This window comes from Uliginosibacterium sp. H1 (assembly GCF_036017065.1).
Lineage (GTDB): Bacteria > Pseudomonadota > Gammaproteobacteria > Burkholderiales > Rhodocyclaceae > Uliginosibacterium.
The window spans coordinates 1,141,313-1,154,229 of record NZ_JAYXHR010000002.1; the positions used below are offsets into that span (position 1 = coordinate 1,141,313).

Below are 12,917 nucleotides of genomic sequence, written 5' to 3' on the forward strand. Positions count from 1 at the left end.
GATGCCGGTCGTACCGCCTCAGTGCGTCGGCCGCACGCGGTGGAAGGTGAGCGGGGACTCCACCGTGCTGGGCGGCGGGCTGTTGAAGATGTGCTTCTTCATCTTGCTGACCACATGCATCTCGCAGGGCTTGCAGTCGAAGCGCAACGTCATGCGCTCGTTGCCGTTGATCAGCGTCATCGGCTCGGCCCGCACCTGGCCCTGAACGCCCTGCACCCCCTTGGCCTGCTTGGGACACAGGTTGAAGCTGAAGCGCAGGCAGTGCTTGGTGACCATCACCGACACCTCGCCGTCTTCCTCGTGCGCCTCGTAGGCCGCGTCGATCAGGCCGACGCCATGCTTCGTGTAGAAGGCGCGGGCGGCATCGTTGTAGACGTTGGCGAGATAGCTCAGCGACGTTTCCGGATAGGCCACCGGCGGCTGGACGGCCGGCGTGCGCGTCCATCGCGGCAGGCGCGCCAGGCGCTCCGCTTCCAGCGCTGCGACGCCATCGCGCCTCAGGGTGTTCACCGCCGAGGCCGGCAGGAAGAGGGGCTGTGAAGGCTGTGCCCACACCACATCGATCTCCCGTGCGCTGAAGATCGTCGTACCCAGCTTCGCCAGGTTGTCGCGCAGGCCGCTCTCCGCGCGTTCAGCCTGCTGGGCAGGCTGCTTGTCGTGATCGATCGCCACGTAGGCGCAGGCCCCGGTCTCGTCGGTCAGCGTCAGCGAAAAGCCGTCGCTGGTCTCGGCGAACAGCAGGTCCACCGCGATGCGGCGCTCGGAGGACTTCTTCAGCAGCGCCTGTTCCCAGGCATGGTCGCGGTTGCGAGAGATGGCGGTGCCGACGCGCAGGCCGGCCAGTTCCTTCATCGCCTGGTTGGGCTCGACACGCCAGACGCCCAGTTCGATGCGATTGCCGGCGTGGTCCTCGTCCTGTCGCGTGCCGAGCTTCTTCACCACGTTGGCCTGCATGCCGCGCACCTCGCGCTTGTTCATGTAGGTCAGGCCATCGCTGTTGGCCAGCGGCTCGATGGCAGCCAGCTCGAACCAGTCGGGGCCGATCTTCGTCACCGTGCCCAGCGGCAGGCCGACGTGGGTCGGTGCGTCGAAGGCGCCGATGTCGATCTTGCGGCCGGTGACGAAGTAATCGGTGGCGCTGCGGTTGAAGGTCTTGTCGGTCTCCGGCGTGAAGCCGAAGACGCTCGCCCCGTGCGAGGACTTCGCCAGTTCGGGGCGTTCGTTGAGGATCTCGTCGAGCAGCAGGCGGTAATGAGCGGTGATGTTCTTCACGTAGCTCATGTCCTTGTAGCGGCCCTCGATCTTGAAGCTGCGGATGCCGGCATCCACCAGCGCGCGCAGGTTGGCGCTCTGGTCGTTGTCCTTCATCGACAGCAGGTGCTTGTCATAGGCGACGACACGCCCCTGGGCATCTTCCAGCGTGTAGGGCAGGCGGCAGTCCTGCGAGCAGCTGCCGCGGTTGGCACTGCGGCCGGAGTGGGCGTGGCTGATGTAGCAGTTGCCCGAGAAGGCCACGCACAGGGCGCCGTGGATGAAGAACTCCAGCGCGATGGCCGGATCGATGGCGTCGTGGATCGCGCGGATCTTGTCCAGCGTGAGCTCGCGCGCCAGCACGATCTGCGAGAAGCCCACCTGGCTGAGGAACTTCGCCTTCTCCACGGTGCGGATGTCGCATTGCGTGGAGGCATGCAGCTGGATCGGCGGCAGGTCCATCTCCAGCAGCGCCATGTCCTGCACGATCAGCGCGTCCACGCCGGCGTCGTAGTACTCCCGCACCAGGCGGCGCGCGGCGTCCAGCTCGCTGTCATGCAGGATGGTGTTGAGCGTCACCATGATGCGGCTGCCGTAGCGGTGGGCGAACTCCACCAGCCCGGCGATCTCGCTCACCGTGTTCTCGGCGTTGGTGCGCGCGCCGAAGGCGGGGCCGCCGATGTAGACCGCGTCCGCACCGTGCAGCACGGCTTCGCGGCCGATCTCGGCGCTGCGGGCGGGGGACAGGAGTTCGAGTTGGTGGGCGGCAAGACTCATGGGGAAACTCTGGGAAAAACTCAGGTAAATCAGGGATGAAGCGCCGCGGAGTGTACCGCCAACCGGGGTCCGCCGCCCGCTGTCATTTACCTGTCAGGAAAGCCAACACCAGACTAAAGGGCAAAGGCCGTCTGCCGGCCGACAAGCGTGACTTGTTGCGGGTATCCCGCAAGCATCCGCTCTCTATGATGACCGCGCGGTTCTGACTGGCAGAACCGGCATGGAAGACCCCCTGAAGGGAAAACTCATGTCCGCTTCCTGTCACCGCGGCAGTACTCGTCGGACCCTACCCCGGAAACAACATATAAGGACTAACTCATGAAACGACAGATCAAGGCACTTGCCCTGACCCTGGCCGCCGCCTTCGGCACCAGCGTCGCCCAGGCTGGCAATCCCGCACCGGTCACGGTGCGCGTGGTGACGCCCTTCGCGACCGGCCACATCCTTGCCGACACCGCCCTGCAGTTCAAGCAGGAGCTGGAGAAGCGCGCCAAGCACATCACCGTGACGGTGCAGACCGGTGTGCTCAACGAGCAGACCATCAACCCGGCGATGCAGAGCTGCAACCCGGCCGAGCGCGTCGGCGACATCATGCTCACCGGCGGCCAGCCGATCCAGGATTACGCGCCGGAGTACTTCTTCTTCAACGGCCCCTACGTGATCCGCGACTTCCACCACCTGCAGGAAGTGTGGGAAGGCAAGCTGGGCGACAAGCTGGTGAAGATCCTGGAAACCAACGGCAAGTACGTGGCCTTCGACCCGGTGTATCGCGGCTTCCGCCAGTTCACCTCCAACAAGCCGATCAACACCCCGGCTGACTTCGCCGGCCTGAAGCTGCGCCTGCCGCCGACGCCGGACTGGATCGCCGTGTGGTCTTCGCTGGGCGTGGCCCCGGTGCAGGTGCCGCTGACCGGCATCTACGCCGCGCTGCAGAACGGTACGGCCGAAGCCTCCGAAGGTGACCTGACCCAGATCCAGTCGCTGAAGCTCTACGAAGTGCAGAGCCACCTGACCCTGACCAACCACCTGGTCGGTTTCGGCATGCAGATGGCCAACGCCTGTTTCTTCCGCAACGAACTGTCGAAGAGCGATCAGAGCAAGGTCCGCGCAGCACTGAAGAAGGCCGCGCAGTGGGGCACCCGCACCATCCAGCAACGCGAGTCGACCCTCCTGTCGCAGCTCCAGGCTGCCGGCATGACGGTGGTGACGCCGGACGCCGCGGCCATCCGTACCGCTGCCGAGCCGGCCATCAACAACCTGTTCGCCACCAAGTGGACGGTGACGACCTGGAAGAAGGTGCTGGACGAGTAAGCACCGGCAGGTATCGCAGTGGTTCCGCGATGAAGAAGGCCGGCGATTGCGCCGGCCTTTTTTCGTGCACGTGCGCCGGTGCTCCGGCCTTCTCGGGATTCAGGCCCTGTCGGCCCGGGCCGGCACGGTGGTGAACACGGTGAGCCAGGCCAGCGCCAGGAAGGGCCACAGGCGCGCCACCCACTCGGTGAGGCCGAGGAAGTTCAGCGAGTGGCCCGACAGCATGGCCTGCGAGATGTGCAGCACGAAGGGGTTCTGCGGCGCCATGTTCACCAGCGCGGTGGCGGACAGCAGCGCCATGCAGGCCAGCGGGAACTGCAGCCAGGACGGCAGGCGCAGCGCCGCCGCCAGCAGCAGCGCGCCGACCAGCAGGCCTTGCTGCGCACCCGGGCTGGCCCAGCGCAAGGGGTCGTTCGGCGCCACGAACAGGGTGGTGGCCAGGGTGGCCACCAGCAGGCCCGCCAGCAGCAGGAACAGCAGCGAGGCCACGCCCAGGCCACGCTGGCAGCGGCGTGCGATCAGCCCGACGGCCAGCAGGTTGGAGGCCACCACGGCGGTTTCCAGCGCGATGTAGCGTCGTGCCGAGAAGCTCATCGGCCCCGGAAGCTCGAACAGGGCACGCAGGTCGCCGCTGGAGAACAGCATGCCGCCGGGCCACAGCTGGGCCAGCCACCAGAGCCCGAGCAGCAGCAGGCCCAGTTCGCCGGCATGGCCGGGCAGCACCCGCCGCACCCGCCAGCGGTGCAGCGCGCCGCGGCGGTCGAACACGGTGTGCCAGTGCGTGCCCGCCAGTGCGCCGATGAAACCGCCCAGGCTGTTCATCGCCAGGTCCAGGTTCGAAGAAATGCGGCCGGGCAGGTAGTTCTGCAGGGTTTCGACGGTCAGGCTCAGCAGCACGCACAGCAGGCTGACCGCAAGCACCGTCCAGCCCGCCTTCAGCGACGTGCGCAGCGCCGCCGCCGCCGTGAAGCCCAGCGGCAGGAAGCCCAGCACGTTGAACACCAGGTCGCGCTTCGTGAAGTACGGCGGCACCTGCGCCATGAGGAAATCGAACGGCCCCACGCCGCTGTTGCGCCAGCCGCTGAGCGGGTGCAGGCAGGCGTAGGCCGTCAGCAGCGCATAGGCCAGCGCCAGCACTTGCGGCAGGCGCTGCGGGGCGTGGCGTTCGCTCATGCCCGCCCCGGCGCGGTAGGACTCAATGGTGGTGGGCGTGCGGATGGACACCGGAATGGCCGGGCGAGTGGCGAATCCATTGCGGCAGCAGCGAGCCCAGCACCATGCCGATGGCGCTGATGGCCAGGCCGATCAGTTGCGGCGGCACCGGGCTTTCCTCGCCGATCAGGAGCTCGATGAGGATCCACGACAGCAGGCCGCCGAAGATCGCCGCCAGCGCGCCCTGGTTGGTGGCGCGCTTCCACAGGATGCCGCACACCAGCGGGATGAAGGCGCCGGCCAGGGTCACCTTGTAGGCGTTCTCCACCATCTCGAAGATGGACGCCTCGGTGCTCAGCGACACCACCAGCACCATGCCGGCGAAGCCCGCCAGGCTGGCGCGCATCACCCACAGGAAATTGCGGTCGCTGATGTTGGGCACGAAGCCCTTCACCACGTTCTCGGCGAAGGTCACCGACGGCGCCAGCAGCGTGGCCGACGAGCAGCTCATGATGGCGGAGAGCACCGCGCCGAAGAACAGCACCTGCGCGAACAGCGGGGTGTGCTGCAGCACCAGGGTGGGCAGCACCAGTTGCGAGTCTTCCGCCAGCAGCTTGTCGAACAGCACCGGGTCGATCAGCGTGGCCGAGTAGGCGATGAACATCGGCACGAAGGTGAAGCAGAAGTAGATGGAAGCGCCGAGCACCGAGCCCCACAGCGCGACCTTCTGGCTCTTGGCGGAGGTCACGCGCTGGAACACGTCCTGCTGCGGGATCGAACCCAGCATCATGGTGACCCAGGCGCCGAAGAAGGCGACCCAGGTCCACACGTCGCCCTTGGGGAAGAACTGCAGCTTGCCCGCGGCGGCGGCGTGGTCGATGACGTTCATCGTGCCGCCGGTCTTGCCGCTCATGATGTAGGCGATGAACATCAGGCCACCCATGGACACCGCCATCTGCACGAAGTCGAGGATGGCCACCGAGAACATGCCGCCGAAGATGGTGTAGGTCAGCACGATGGCGGTGCCGAGGATCATGCCGGTCTCCTGCGACACGGCGCCGTTGCTCACCACGTAGAAGATCAGGCCTAGTGCCTTGATCTGCGCCGCCACCCAGCCGAGGTAGGACACCACGATGCAGATGGTGGTGAGCACCTCCACCGTGCGGCTGTAGCGCATGCGGTAGAAGTCGCCCAGCGTGATGATGTTCAGCATGTAGAGGTAACGCGAGAACAGCACGCCGGCGATGATCAGGCACATCGACGAGCCGAAGGGGTCCGCCACCACGCCGCCCAGGCCCTCCTGCACGAAGGTCGCCGACACGCCGAACACGGCTTCCGCGCCGAACCAGGTGGCGAACACGGTGGCCATCACCACCGGCCAGGGCAGGCTGCGGCCGGCCACGGCGAAGTCCTTGGTGTTGTGTACCCGGGTGGCGGCAAACAGGCCGATGCCGACCGAAACCAGCAGATACGCGACGACGAACCAGATGAGCATGATCGAGTTCCGTTAAGGGAGAGCAGAGTTGTTGAACGGGAAGCGACGGCCGGCGCTGACCGCGGGTGGGGGCATGTGTAGTTAAGCCCGCGCGATTATATGTCGGCCCCCCGCAGTGGCGGGCGCTGGCCATGCGCCGGGCGTGATGCCTTGCCTGTGCCCGGCACGAGGCTTAAACCCATGAGAAGCAAGGAAAAAGCTGGCGTGGCGCTGGGCTATGTCCGGCGCAGGCGCTAAAATGCCGGCCTCCCCCCGCTTCCACTGCGCCGCGCCTCGACGCGCGGCTTCGTCGTCATGCTTATCGCCAACAACATCACCATGCAGTTCGGGGCCAAGCCCCTGTTCGAAAACGTCTCGATCAAGTTCGGCGACGGCAACCGCTACGGCCTGATCGGTGCCAACGGCGCCGGCAAGTCCACCTTCATGAAGATCCTCGCCGGCGTGCTGGAGCCCAGTGCCGGCAACGTCGCGCTGGATTCCGGCGAGCGCATGGCCTTCCTGCGCCAGGACCAGTTCGGATTTGAAGACCAGCGCGTCATCGACGTGGTGATGCAGGGCCATGCCGAGATGTGGGCGGCGATGAAAGAGAAGGACGCCATCTACGCCAACCCGGAGGCGACCGAAGAGGACTACATGCACGCCGCCGAGCTGGAGGGCAAGTTCGCCGAGTACGACGGCTACACCGCCGAGTCGCGCGCGGGCGAGCTGCTGCTGGGCGTGGGCATTCCCACCGAACAGCACACCGGGCCGATGAGCGAAGTCGCGCCGGGCTGGAAGCTGCGCGTGCTGCTGTGCCAGGCGCTGTTCTCCAACCCGGACATCCTGCTGCTGGACGAACCGACCAACAACCTCGACATCAACACCATCCGCTGGCTGGAGAACGTGGTGAACGGGCGTGACAGCACGATGATCATCATCAGCCACGACCGCCACTTCCTGAACCAGGTGTGCACCCACATGGCCGACCTGGACTACGGCCGCATCCAGATCTGGCCCGGTAACTGGGACGACTACATGGAAGCCGCCCAGCAGGCCCGCGAACAGCAGTCCCGCGACAACGCGCGCGCCAAGGAAAAGGTCGCCGAGCTGCAGGAGTTCGTGCGCCGCTTCTCGGCCAACAAGTCCAAGGCCCGCCAGGCCACCAGCCGCGCCAAGCAGATCGAGAAGATCAAGATCGAGGAATTCAAGCCGTCCTCGCGCCAGTACCCGTGGATCCGCTTCGACTACGACGAGAAGGAGAAGCTGCACCGCCAGGCCGTGGAGATCGAGAACCTCAGCTTCGGCTACGACGACAGCCGCACCATCATCAACAAGCTGACGCTGAGCATCGATGCGGGCGACCGCGTGGCCATCATCGGCGAGAACGGCGCCGGCAAGACCACCCTGCTGAAACTGCTGGTCGGCGAACTGCAGCCGCAGAAGGGCAGCATCAAGTGGGCGGAGAAGGCCAAGCTCGGCTACTACGCGCAGGACCACGCCGAAGACTTTGCCAGCGGCGAGAACCTCACCGACTGGATCAGCGGCTACGTGCGCGAAGGTGGCTACGAAGGCGACGACGCGGTGACGCTGATCCGCGGCACCCTGGGCCGCCTGCTGTTCAAGGGCGACGACGTGAAGAAGTCGGTCAAGGTCATTTCCGGCGGCGAACAGGGCCGCATGCTGTTCGGCAAGCTGATGCTCCAGCGCAAGAACGTGCTGCTGATGGATGAGCCGACCAACCACATGGACATGGAGTCCATCGAGTCGTTGAACGCCGGCGTGGCCGAATTCAACGGCACGCTGTTCTTCGTGTCGCACGACCGCGAGTTCGTGTCCTCGGTGGCGACCCGCATCCTCGAGATCAAGCCTGATGGCCAGATCGTCGACTACCGCGGTAGTTACGAGGAGTACCTGGCGAGCCAGGGCATCGAGTAAGAAGCCGCAACACAATGATTCTGGCGTCGTTATGCCGCCTTGCCGTACTGAAGTACTGTCTGCGGCGGCACGCCTAGCCAGAACCGCTTCGCTTCATCGTGTTGCGGCTTCCGGCGGTCGATTGATGACGCTGATGTAGCCGCTTCTGGCGCTGGCACAGTGCTCAAATGCGTCCGGCATGGCGGGCCCGGATCGCACGGACTATGTTGAGAGTCCCGACGCCGAGGAGCCCCGCCATGAAGCAGACCACCCCCTCCCTCCTGCTCGCTGCCGCGCTGCTCCTGCCGCTGCCCGTGCTGGGCATCGGCAGCGACGATCCGCCGCCCAATGCGGCGAACGCCGCCCGCGAGGACTTCACGCGCGGCCGCGCTGCCATCGACAAGGAAGACTGGCCCGGCGCGATCAACGCCTTCGGTCGCGTGGTGCGCGCCGAGCCGCGCAATGCGGACGCCTGGAACTGGATCGGCTACGCCAGCCGTCGCTCCGGCAAGCTGGACGACGCCTTCAAGGCCTATGACAAGGCGTTGGCGGCGGACCCGGGCCATCGCGGCGCCCACGAGTACGTGGGCGAGGCCTGGCTGATGGCCAGCAAGCCCGACAAGGCGGAAGAACACCTCGCGGCGCTTGCCCGCCTGTGCAATGCGCAGTGCAAGGAGTACGAGGCGCTCAAGCAGGCGCTCGGCAACTACCTGGCGGGCCGCAAGCCCTCGGCGATGAGCAACTGGTAGCCGGGCGCGCAGCGCGGCTACCGCAGTCGCCGCAGCGGACCTACTTCTTCTTCACTGGCCGCTGCCAGCCTTCCAGCGAGCTCTGCTTCACGCGCGAGATGGTCAGGGTGTTGGCCGGCACGTCGCGGGTCAGCGTGGTGCCGGCGCCGATGGTGGCGCCCTTGCCGACGCGCACCGGCGCTACCAGCTGCGTGTCGGAGCCGATGAAGGCGTCGTCCTCGATGGTGGTGCGGTGCTTGTTGGCGCCGTCGTAGTTGCAGGTGATCACGCCGGCACCGATGTTCACGCCGCTGCCCACGTCGGCATCGCCCACGTAGGCAAGGTGGTTGGCCTTGGAGTGGGCGGCCACGGTGCTGTTCTTCACTTCCACGAAGTTGCCGATATGCACGTCCTCGGCCAGCACGGTGCCGGGGCGCAGGCGGGCGTAGGGGCCCAGCACGCTGTCGGCACCGACGATGGCGTCCTCCAGGTGGCAGAAGGGTTTCACCTCCACGCCGGTACCGATCTTCACGTTCTTCAGCACGCAGTGGGCGCCGATGCGCGCGTTGTCGCCGATTTCCACGCGACCCTCGAACACGCAGCCGACGTCGATCTCCACGTCGCGGCCACACACCAGTTCGCCGCGCTGGTCGAAGCGCGCCGGGTCGATCAGGGTGACGCCGGCCTCCAGTTGCGCATCGGCGAGGTTGCGCTGATGCACGCGCTCCAGCTCCGCCAGGTGCGCCTTGTTGTTCACGCCGAAGGTTTCCCAGTCATCGGCCGGTTGCGCGGCGATGACTTCCACGTCGTCCGCCACCGCGGCGGCGATCACATCGGTCAGGTAGTACTCGCCCTGGGCATTGTTGTTCTTGAGCGCGGCCAGCCAGCCCCGCAGGCGGGCCACCGGCGCGCACAGGATGCCGGTGTTCACTTCCTGCACGCGGCGCTCTTCCGGCGTGGCGTCCTTTTCTTCCACGATGCGCAGCACGGCACCGGCCTCGTTGCGGATGATGCGGCCGTAGCCGGCAGGGTTCGCCATGTTCACCGTCAGCAGCGCGACACGGCGCCCGCCTTCGGTCGCGGCGACCAGCGCACTCAGCGTGGCGGCGCGGGTCAGCGGCACGTCGCCGTAGAGGATCAGCGCCAGGCCGTCGTCGCCCACTTCCGGCATGGCCTGCTGGACGGCATGGCCGGTGCCCAGTTGCTGGGCCTGTTCCGCCCAGGACAGGTCGGCGTCGCCGGCGAAGGCGGCGCGCACCAGCTCGCCGCCGTGGCCGAACACCACGCAGAGCTTGCGCGGCTGCAGGCTGCGCGCGGTGTCCAGCACGTGACGCAGCATCGGCTGGCCGGCAATCGGCTGCAGCACCTTGGGCAGTTGCGAACGCATGCGCTTGCCCTGGCCGGCGGCCAGTACGATGACATTGAGGGCGGGAGAGGCGGACATGGGGATCTCGGCGTCGGAAGTTGGGGCAGAGCCAGGGCTTGACGGCTGGGGCCGTGCCCGGAGCCGCGCATTCTAGCCCGCATGCGTGACACAGGCAGCCTGCCCCGAAGGCGGGTGCATTTGACGCTGGTCACAAAGGTGTTGCGGTGCAATAGTTAGGATGTGCCCATAACAAGGACAAGCCCATGACTGACCCGAGCGCGGAACTGGATCGCCTGGAGAACCGTACCTTCGACGAGATCGCGGTCGGCGAGGGCGCCACGTTGGTACGCACCCTGAAGCGTCAGGACATCGAGCTGTTCGCGCTCGTGTCGGGTGACACCAATCCGTCACACATCGACGACAACTACGCGCGCAGCAGCGCGGTGGGCGAGGTGGTGGCCCACGGCATGCTGTCCGGCGCGATGATCTCCGCCCTGCTGGGCACGCAGTTTCCCGGCCCTGGCACGCTGTACGTCAGCCAGGCGCTGAATTTCCACCTGCCGGTGCGGGTGGGCGACACGCTGACCGTGCGCCTCGTCTGCCTGGAGAAGCGCGCCGAGCGCAAGCACCTGCTGATCGGCTGCGAGGTGAGCAACCAGGAAGGTGCCGTCGTGGTCGATGGCCAGGCCGTGGTCGCCGCGCCGACCGAGAAGCTCAGCATCGCCCGTTCCTCCCTGCCGGAAGTCACCATCAACGACAAGCAGCGCCGCTACGAGCAGGTGCTGTCGCTGGCCGACGGCATGGCGCCGGTGCGCACCGCGGTGGCGCACCCCTGCGACATCGAATCGCTGAAGGGTGCGCTGCTGGCACTGCAGGAAGGCCTCATCGTGCCGGTGCTGGTCGGGCCGGAGGCGAAGATCCGCGCGGTGGCCGAGCAACTGGGTGCCGACCTCAACGGCTGCACTCTGGTCGACACCGAGCACAGCGTGGCAGCGGCCGAACGCGCCGTCGAGATGGCACGCAACGGCGAAGTGCAGGCGTTGATGAAGGGCAGCCTGCACACCGACGAGCTGATGAGCGCGGTGGTCAACCGCGCCACCGGCATCCGCACCGCGCGCCGCATCAGCCACGTGTTCGTGTGCGACGTGCCGCGGTATCCGCGCCCGCTGCTGATCACGGACGCCGCGATCAACATCCAGCCGGACCTCGACGCCAAGGTGTCCATCGTCCAGAACGCGATCGATCTCGCTCATGCAATCGGCATCGAGTTGCCCAAGGTGGCGATCCTGTCGGCGGTGGAGACCGTGAACCCCAAGATTCCCTCGACGCTGGAAGCCGCCGCGCTGTGCAAGATGGCCGACCGCGGCCAGATCAAGGGTGGCGTGCTGGACGGTCCTCTGGCTTTCGACAATGCCGTGTCGCCGTTCGCCGCCCGCACCAAGGGCATCGTGTCGCCGGTCGCCGGCGTGGCCGACGTGCTGGTGGTGCCGGATCTCGAGTCCGGCAACATGCTGGCCAAGCAGCTGGAATACCTGGCCGGCGGGCTGCTCGCCGGCGTCGTACTGGGTGCCCGCGTGCCCATCGTGCTGACTTCGCGCGCCGATCGCGCCGAGACACGGTCCGCATCCTGCGCGGTGGTCAAGCGGCTGGTCGCCGCGCATGCCGGCGGCTTCAAGGCCTGAACGACACGTCCTGAAGAACGCCTTCCGAACAACATTCCCGAACAACGAACCACTCTCCTCCGGAGCTCCTCATGTCTTCCCTGCTGATCGTCAACGCTGGCTCTTCCAGCCTCAAGTTCGCCGTCTATAACCTGCCGCTGGCCGAAGGCGCGCAGGCCGTCTTCCGCGGGCAGGTGGACGGCATCGGCGCGGATGCGCGCTTCTTCGTGAAGGATGCCTCCGGCGACCGCTGCCACGACCAGGAGCTGCCGAAAGGCCCCGACCTGGAAGCCGAGCACCAGGCCGGTCTCGACGCACTGCTGGACTGGCTGGACGCACAGAAGCTGACGCTCGCCGCGGTCGGCCACCGCGTCGTCCACGGTGGCGCCAACTTCGCCGCGCCGCTGCGTATCGATGCCAGCAACATCGAAGAACTGGAGAAGCTGGTGCCGCTGGCGCCGCTGCACCAGCCGCACAACCTGCGCCCGATGCGCACGCTGATGCGTCGCCTGCCGGACGTGCCGCAGGTGGCCTGCTTCGACACCGCCTTCCACCGCACGCAGCCGGCCATCGCCGAGACCTTCGCGATTCCGCGTGCAATCACGGCCGAGGGCGTGAAGCGCTACGGCTTCCACGGCTCGTCCTATGAGTACATCGCCCGCCAGTTGCCGGGCGTGATCGGCCCGCGTGCCGACGGCGCGGTGGTGGTGGCCCACCTGGGCAACGGCGCCTCGATGTGCGCCCTGCGCGAACGCAAGGCGGTCGGTTCCAGCATGGGCTTCACCGCGGTGGATGGCCTGATGATGGGCACCCGCACCGGCCTGCTCGATCCCGGCGTCATGCTGTACCTGATGGACACGCGTGGCTGGGGCAGCAAGGAGCTGACCAACCTGATCTACAAGCAATCCGGCCTCCTCGGCGTGTCCGGCATCAGCCAGGACATGCGCACGCTGCAGGAGAGCGACGCACCGGAAGCGAAGGAAGCGATCGAGCTGTTCTGCTACCGCGCTGCGCGCGAGCTGGGTTCGCTGGCCGTCGCGGCGGGCGGCCTGGATGCCATCGTGTTCACCGGCGGCATCGGCGAGAACTCGCCGGCGGTGCGTGCCGGCATCCTCGCGCACCTCGGCTTCTTCGGCGTGTCGATGGATGCGGAGGCGAACAACACCCGCGGCCGCCTGCGCATCGACAAGTCCGACAGCCGCGTGGCGCTGGCGGTGATTCCGACCGACGAGGAATGGATGATCGCCCACCACGCGCAACGCCTGCTGGGCTGAGCAACAAGG

General features: G+C 66.8%; 9 protein-coding genes. 5 read left to right on the plus strand and 4 right to left on the minus strand.

From position 1 onward, the window contains the following. Positions 1 to 18: 18 nt before the first annotated feature. Complete coding sequence (locus VVD47_RS14760) at positions 19 to 2,028, minus strand: peptidase U32 family protein (RefSeq protein WP_327604249.1); 2,010 nt, start codon at positions 2,026 to 2,028, stop codon at positions 19 to 21. A 318-nt stretch (positions 2,029 to 2,346) separates the two neighbouring features. Between VVD47_RS14760 and VVD47_RS14765 the strand changes: the two genes are divergently transcribed. Further along, the gene (locus tag VVD47_RS14765) at positions 2,347 to 3,339 is read left to right on the plus strand and encodes a TRAP transporter substrate-binding protein (protein WP_327604250.1); all 993 of its coding nucleotides are present in this window, start codon (positions 2,347 to 2,349) and stop codon (positions 3,337 to 3,339) included. A 99-nt stretch (positions 3,340 to 3,438) separates the two neighbouring features. Here the strand turns inward: VVD47_RS14765 and VVD47_RS14770 are convergent, their stop codons facing one another. Then, on the minus strand, positions 3,439 to 4,563 hold the full coding sequence (locus VVD47_RS14770; protein WP_327604251.1) for a VanZ family protein: 1,125 nt from the start codon (positions 4,561 to 4,563) through the stop codon (positions 3,439 to 3,441). Beyond that, positions 4,535 to 5,986 (minus strand): sodium:solute symporter family protein, encoded by a 1,452-nt coding sequence (locus tag VVD47_RS14775; RefSeq protein ID WP_327604252.1) that lies wholly within the window; start codon positions 5,984 to 5,986, stop codon positions 4,535 to 4,537. The genes VVD47_RS14770 and VVD47_RS14775 overlap by 29 nt, the downstream gene beginning before the upstream one ends. A 294-nt stretch (positions 5,987 to 6,280) precedes the next feature. Here VVD47_RS14775 and VVD47_RS14780 point away from each other — a divergent pair, with 294 nt between their 5' ends. Then, positions 6,281 to 7,900: an ABC-F family ATPase gene (locus VVD47_RS14780; RefSeq protein ID WP_327604253.1), complete on the plus strand. Its 1,620-nt coding sequence runs from the start codon at positions 6,281 to 6,283 to the stop codon at positions 7,898 to 7,900. Positions 7,901 to 8,136: 236 nt separating this feature from the next. Next, positions 8,137 to 8,628: a tetratricopeptide repeat protein gene (locus VVD47_RS14785; RefSeq protein ID WP_327604254.1), complete on the plus strand. Its 492-nt coding sequence runs from the start codon at positions 8,137 to 8,139 to the stop codon at positions 8,626 to 8,628. Positions 8,629 to 8,668: 40 nt separating this feature from the next. On the opposite strand, the gene glmU is transcribed toward VVD47_RS14785, so the two are convergent. Next, positions 8,669 to 10,051 carry a bifunctional UDP-N-acetylglucosamine diphosphorylase/glucosamine-1-phosphate N-acetyltransferase GlmU gene (glmU, locus tag VVD47_RS14790; RefSeq protein WP_327604255.1) on the minus strand — a complete coding sequence of 461 codons (1,383 nt, stop codon included), beginning with the start codon at positions 10,049 to 10,051 and terminating at the stop codon, positions 8,669 to 8,671. Positions 10,052 to 10,236: 185 nt separating this feature from the next. Here glmU and VVD47_RS14795 point away from each other — a divergent pair, with 185 nt between their 5' ends. Both VVD47_RS14795 and VVD47_RS14800 read left to right on the plus strand, forming a co-directional pair. After that, positions 10,237 to 11,655, plus strand: coding sequence for a bifunctional enoyl-CoA hydratase/phosphate acetyltransferase (locus VVD47_RS14795; protein WP_327604256.1), 1,419 nt, complete (start codon positions 10,237 to 10,239; stop codon positions 11,653 to 11,655). Positions 11,656 to 11,726: 71 nt separating this feature from the next. Continuing rightward, a complete protein-coding gene (locus VVD47_RS14800; protein WP_327604257.1) occupies positions 11,727 to 12,908 on the plus strand; it encodes an acetate/propionate family kinase in 1,182 nt (393 codons plus the stop codon). Positions 12,909 to 12,917: the final 9 nt, after the last annotated feature.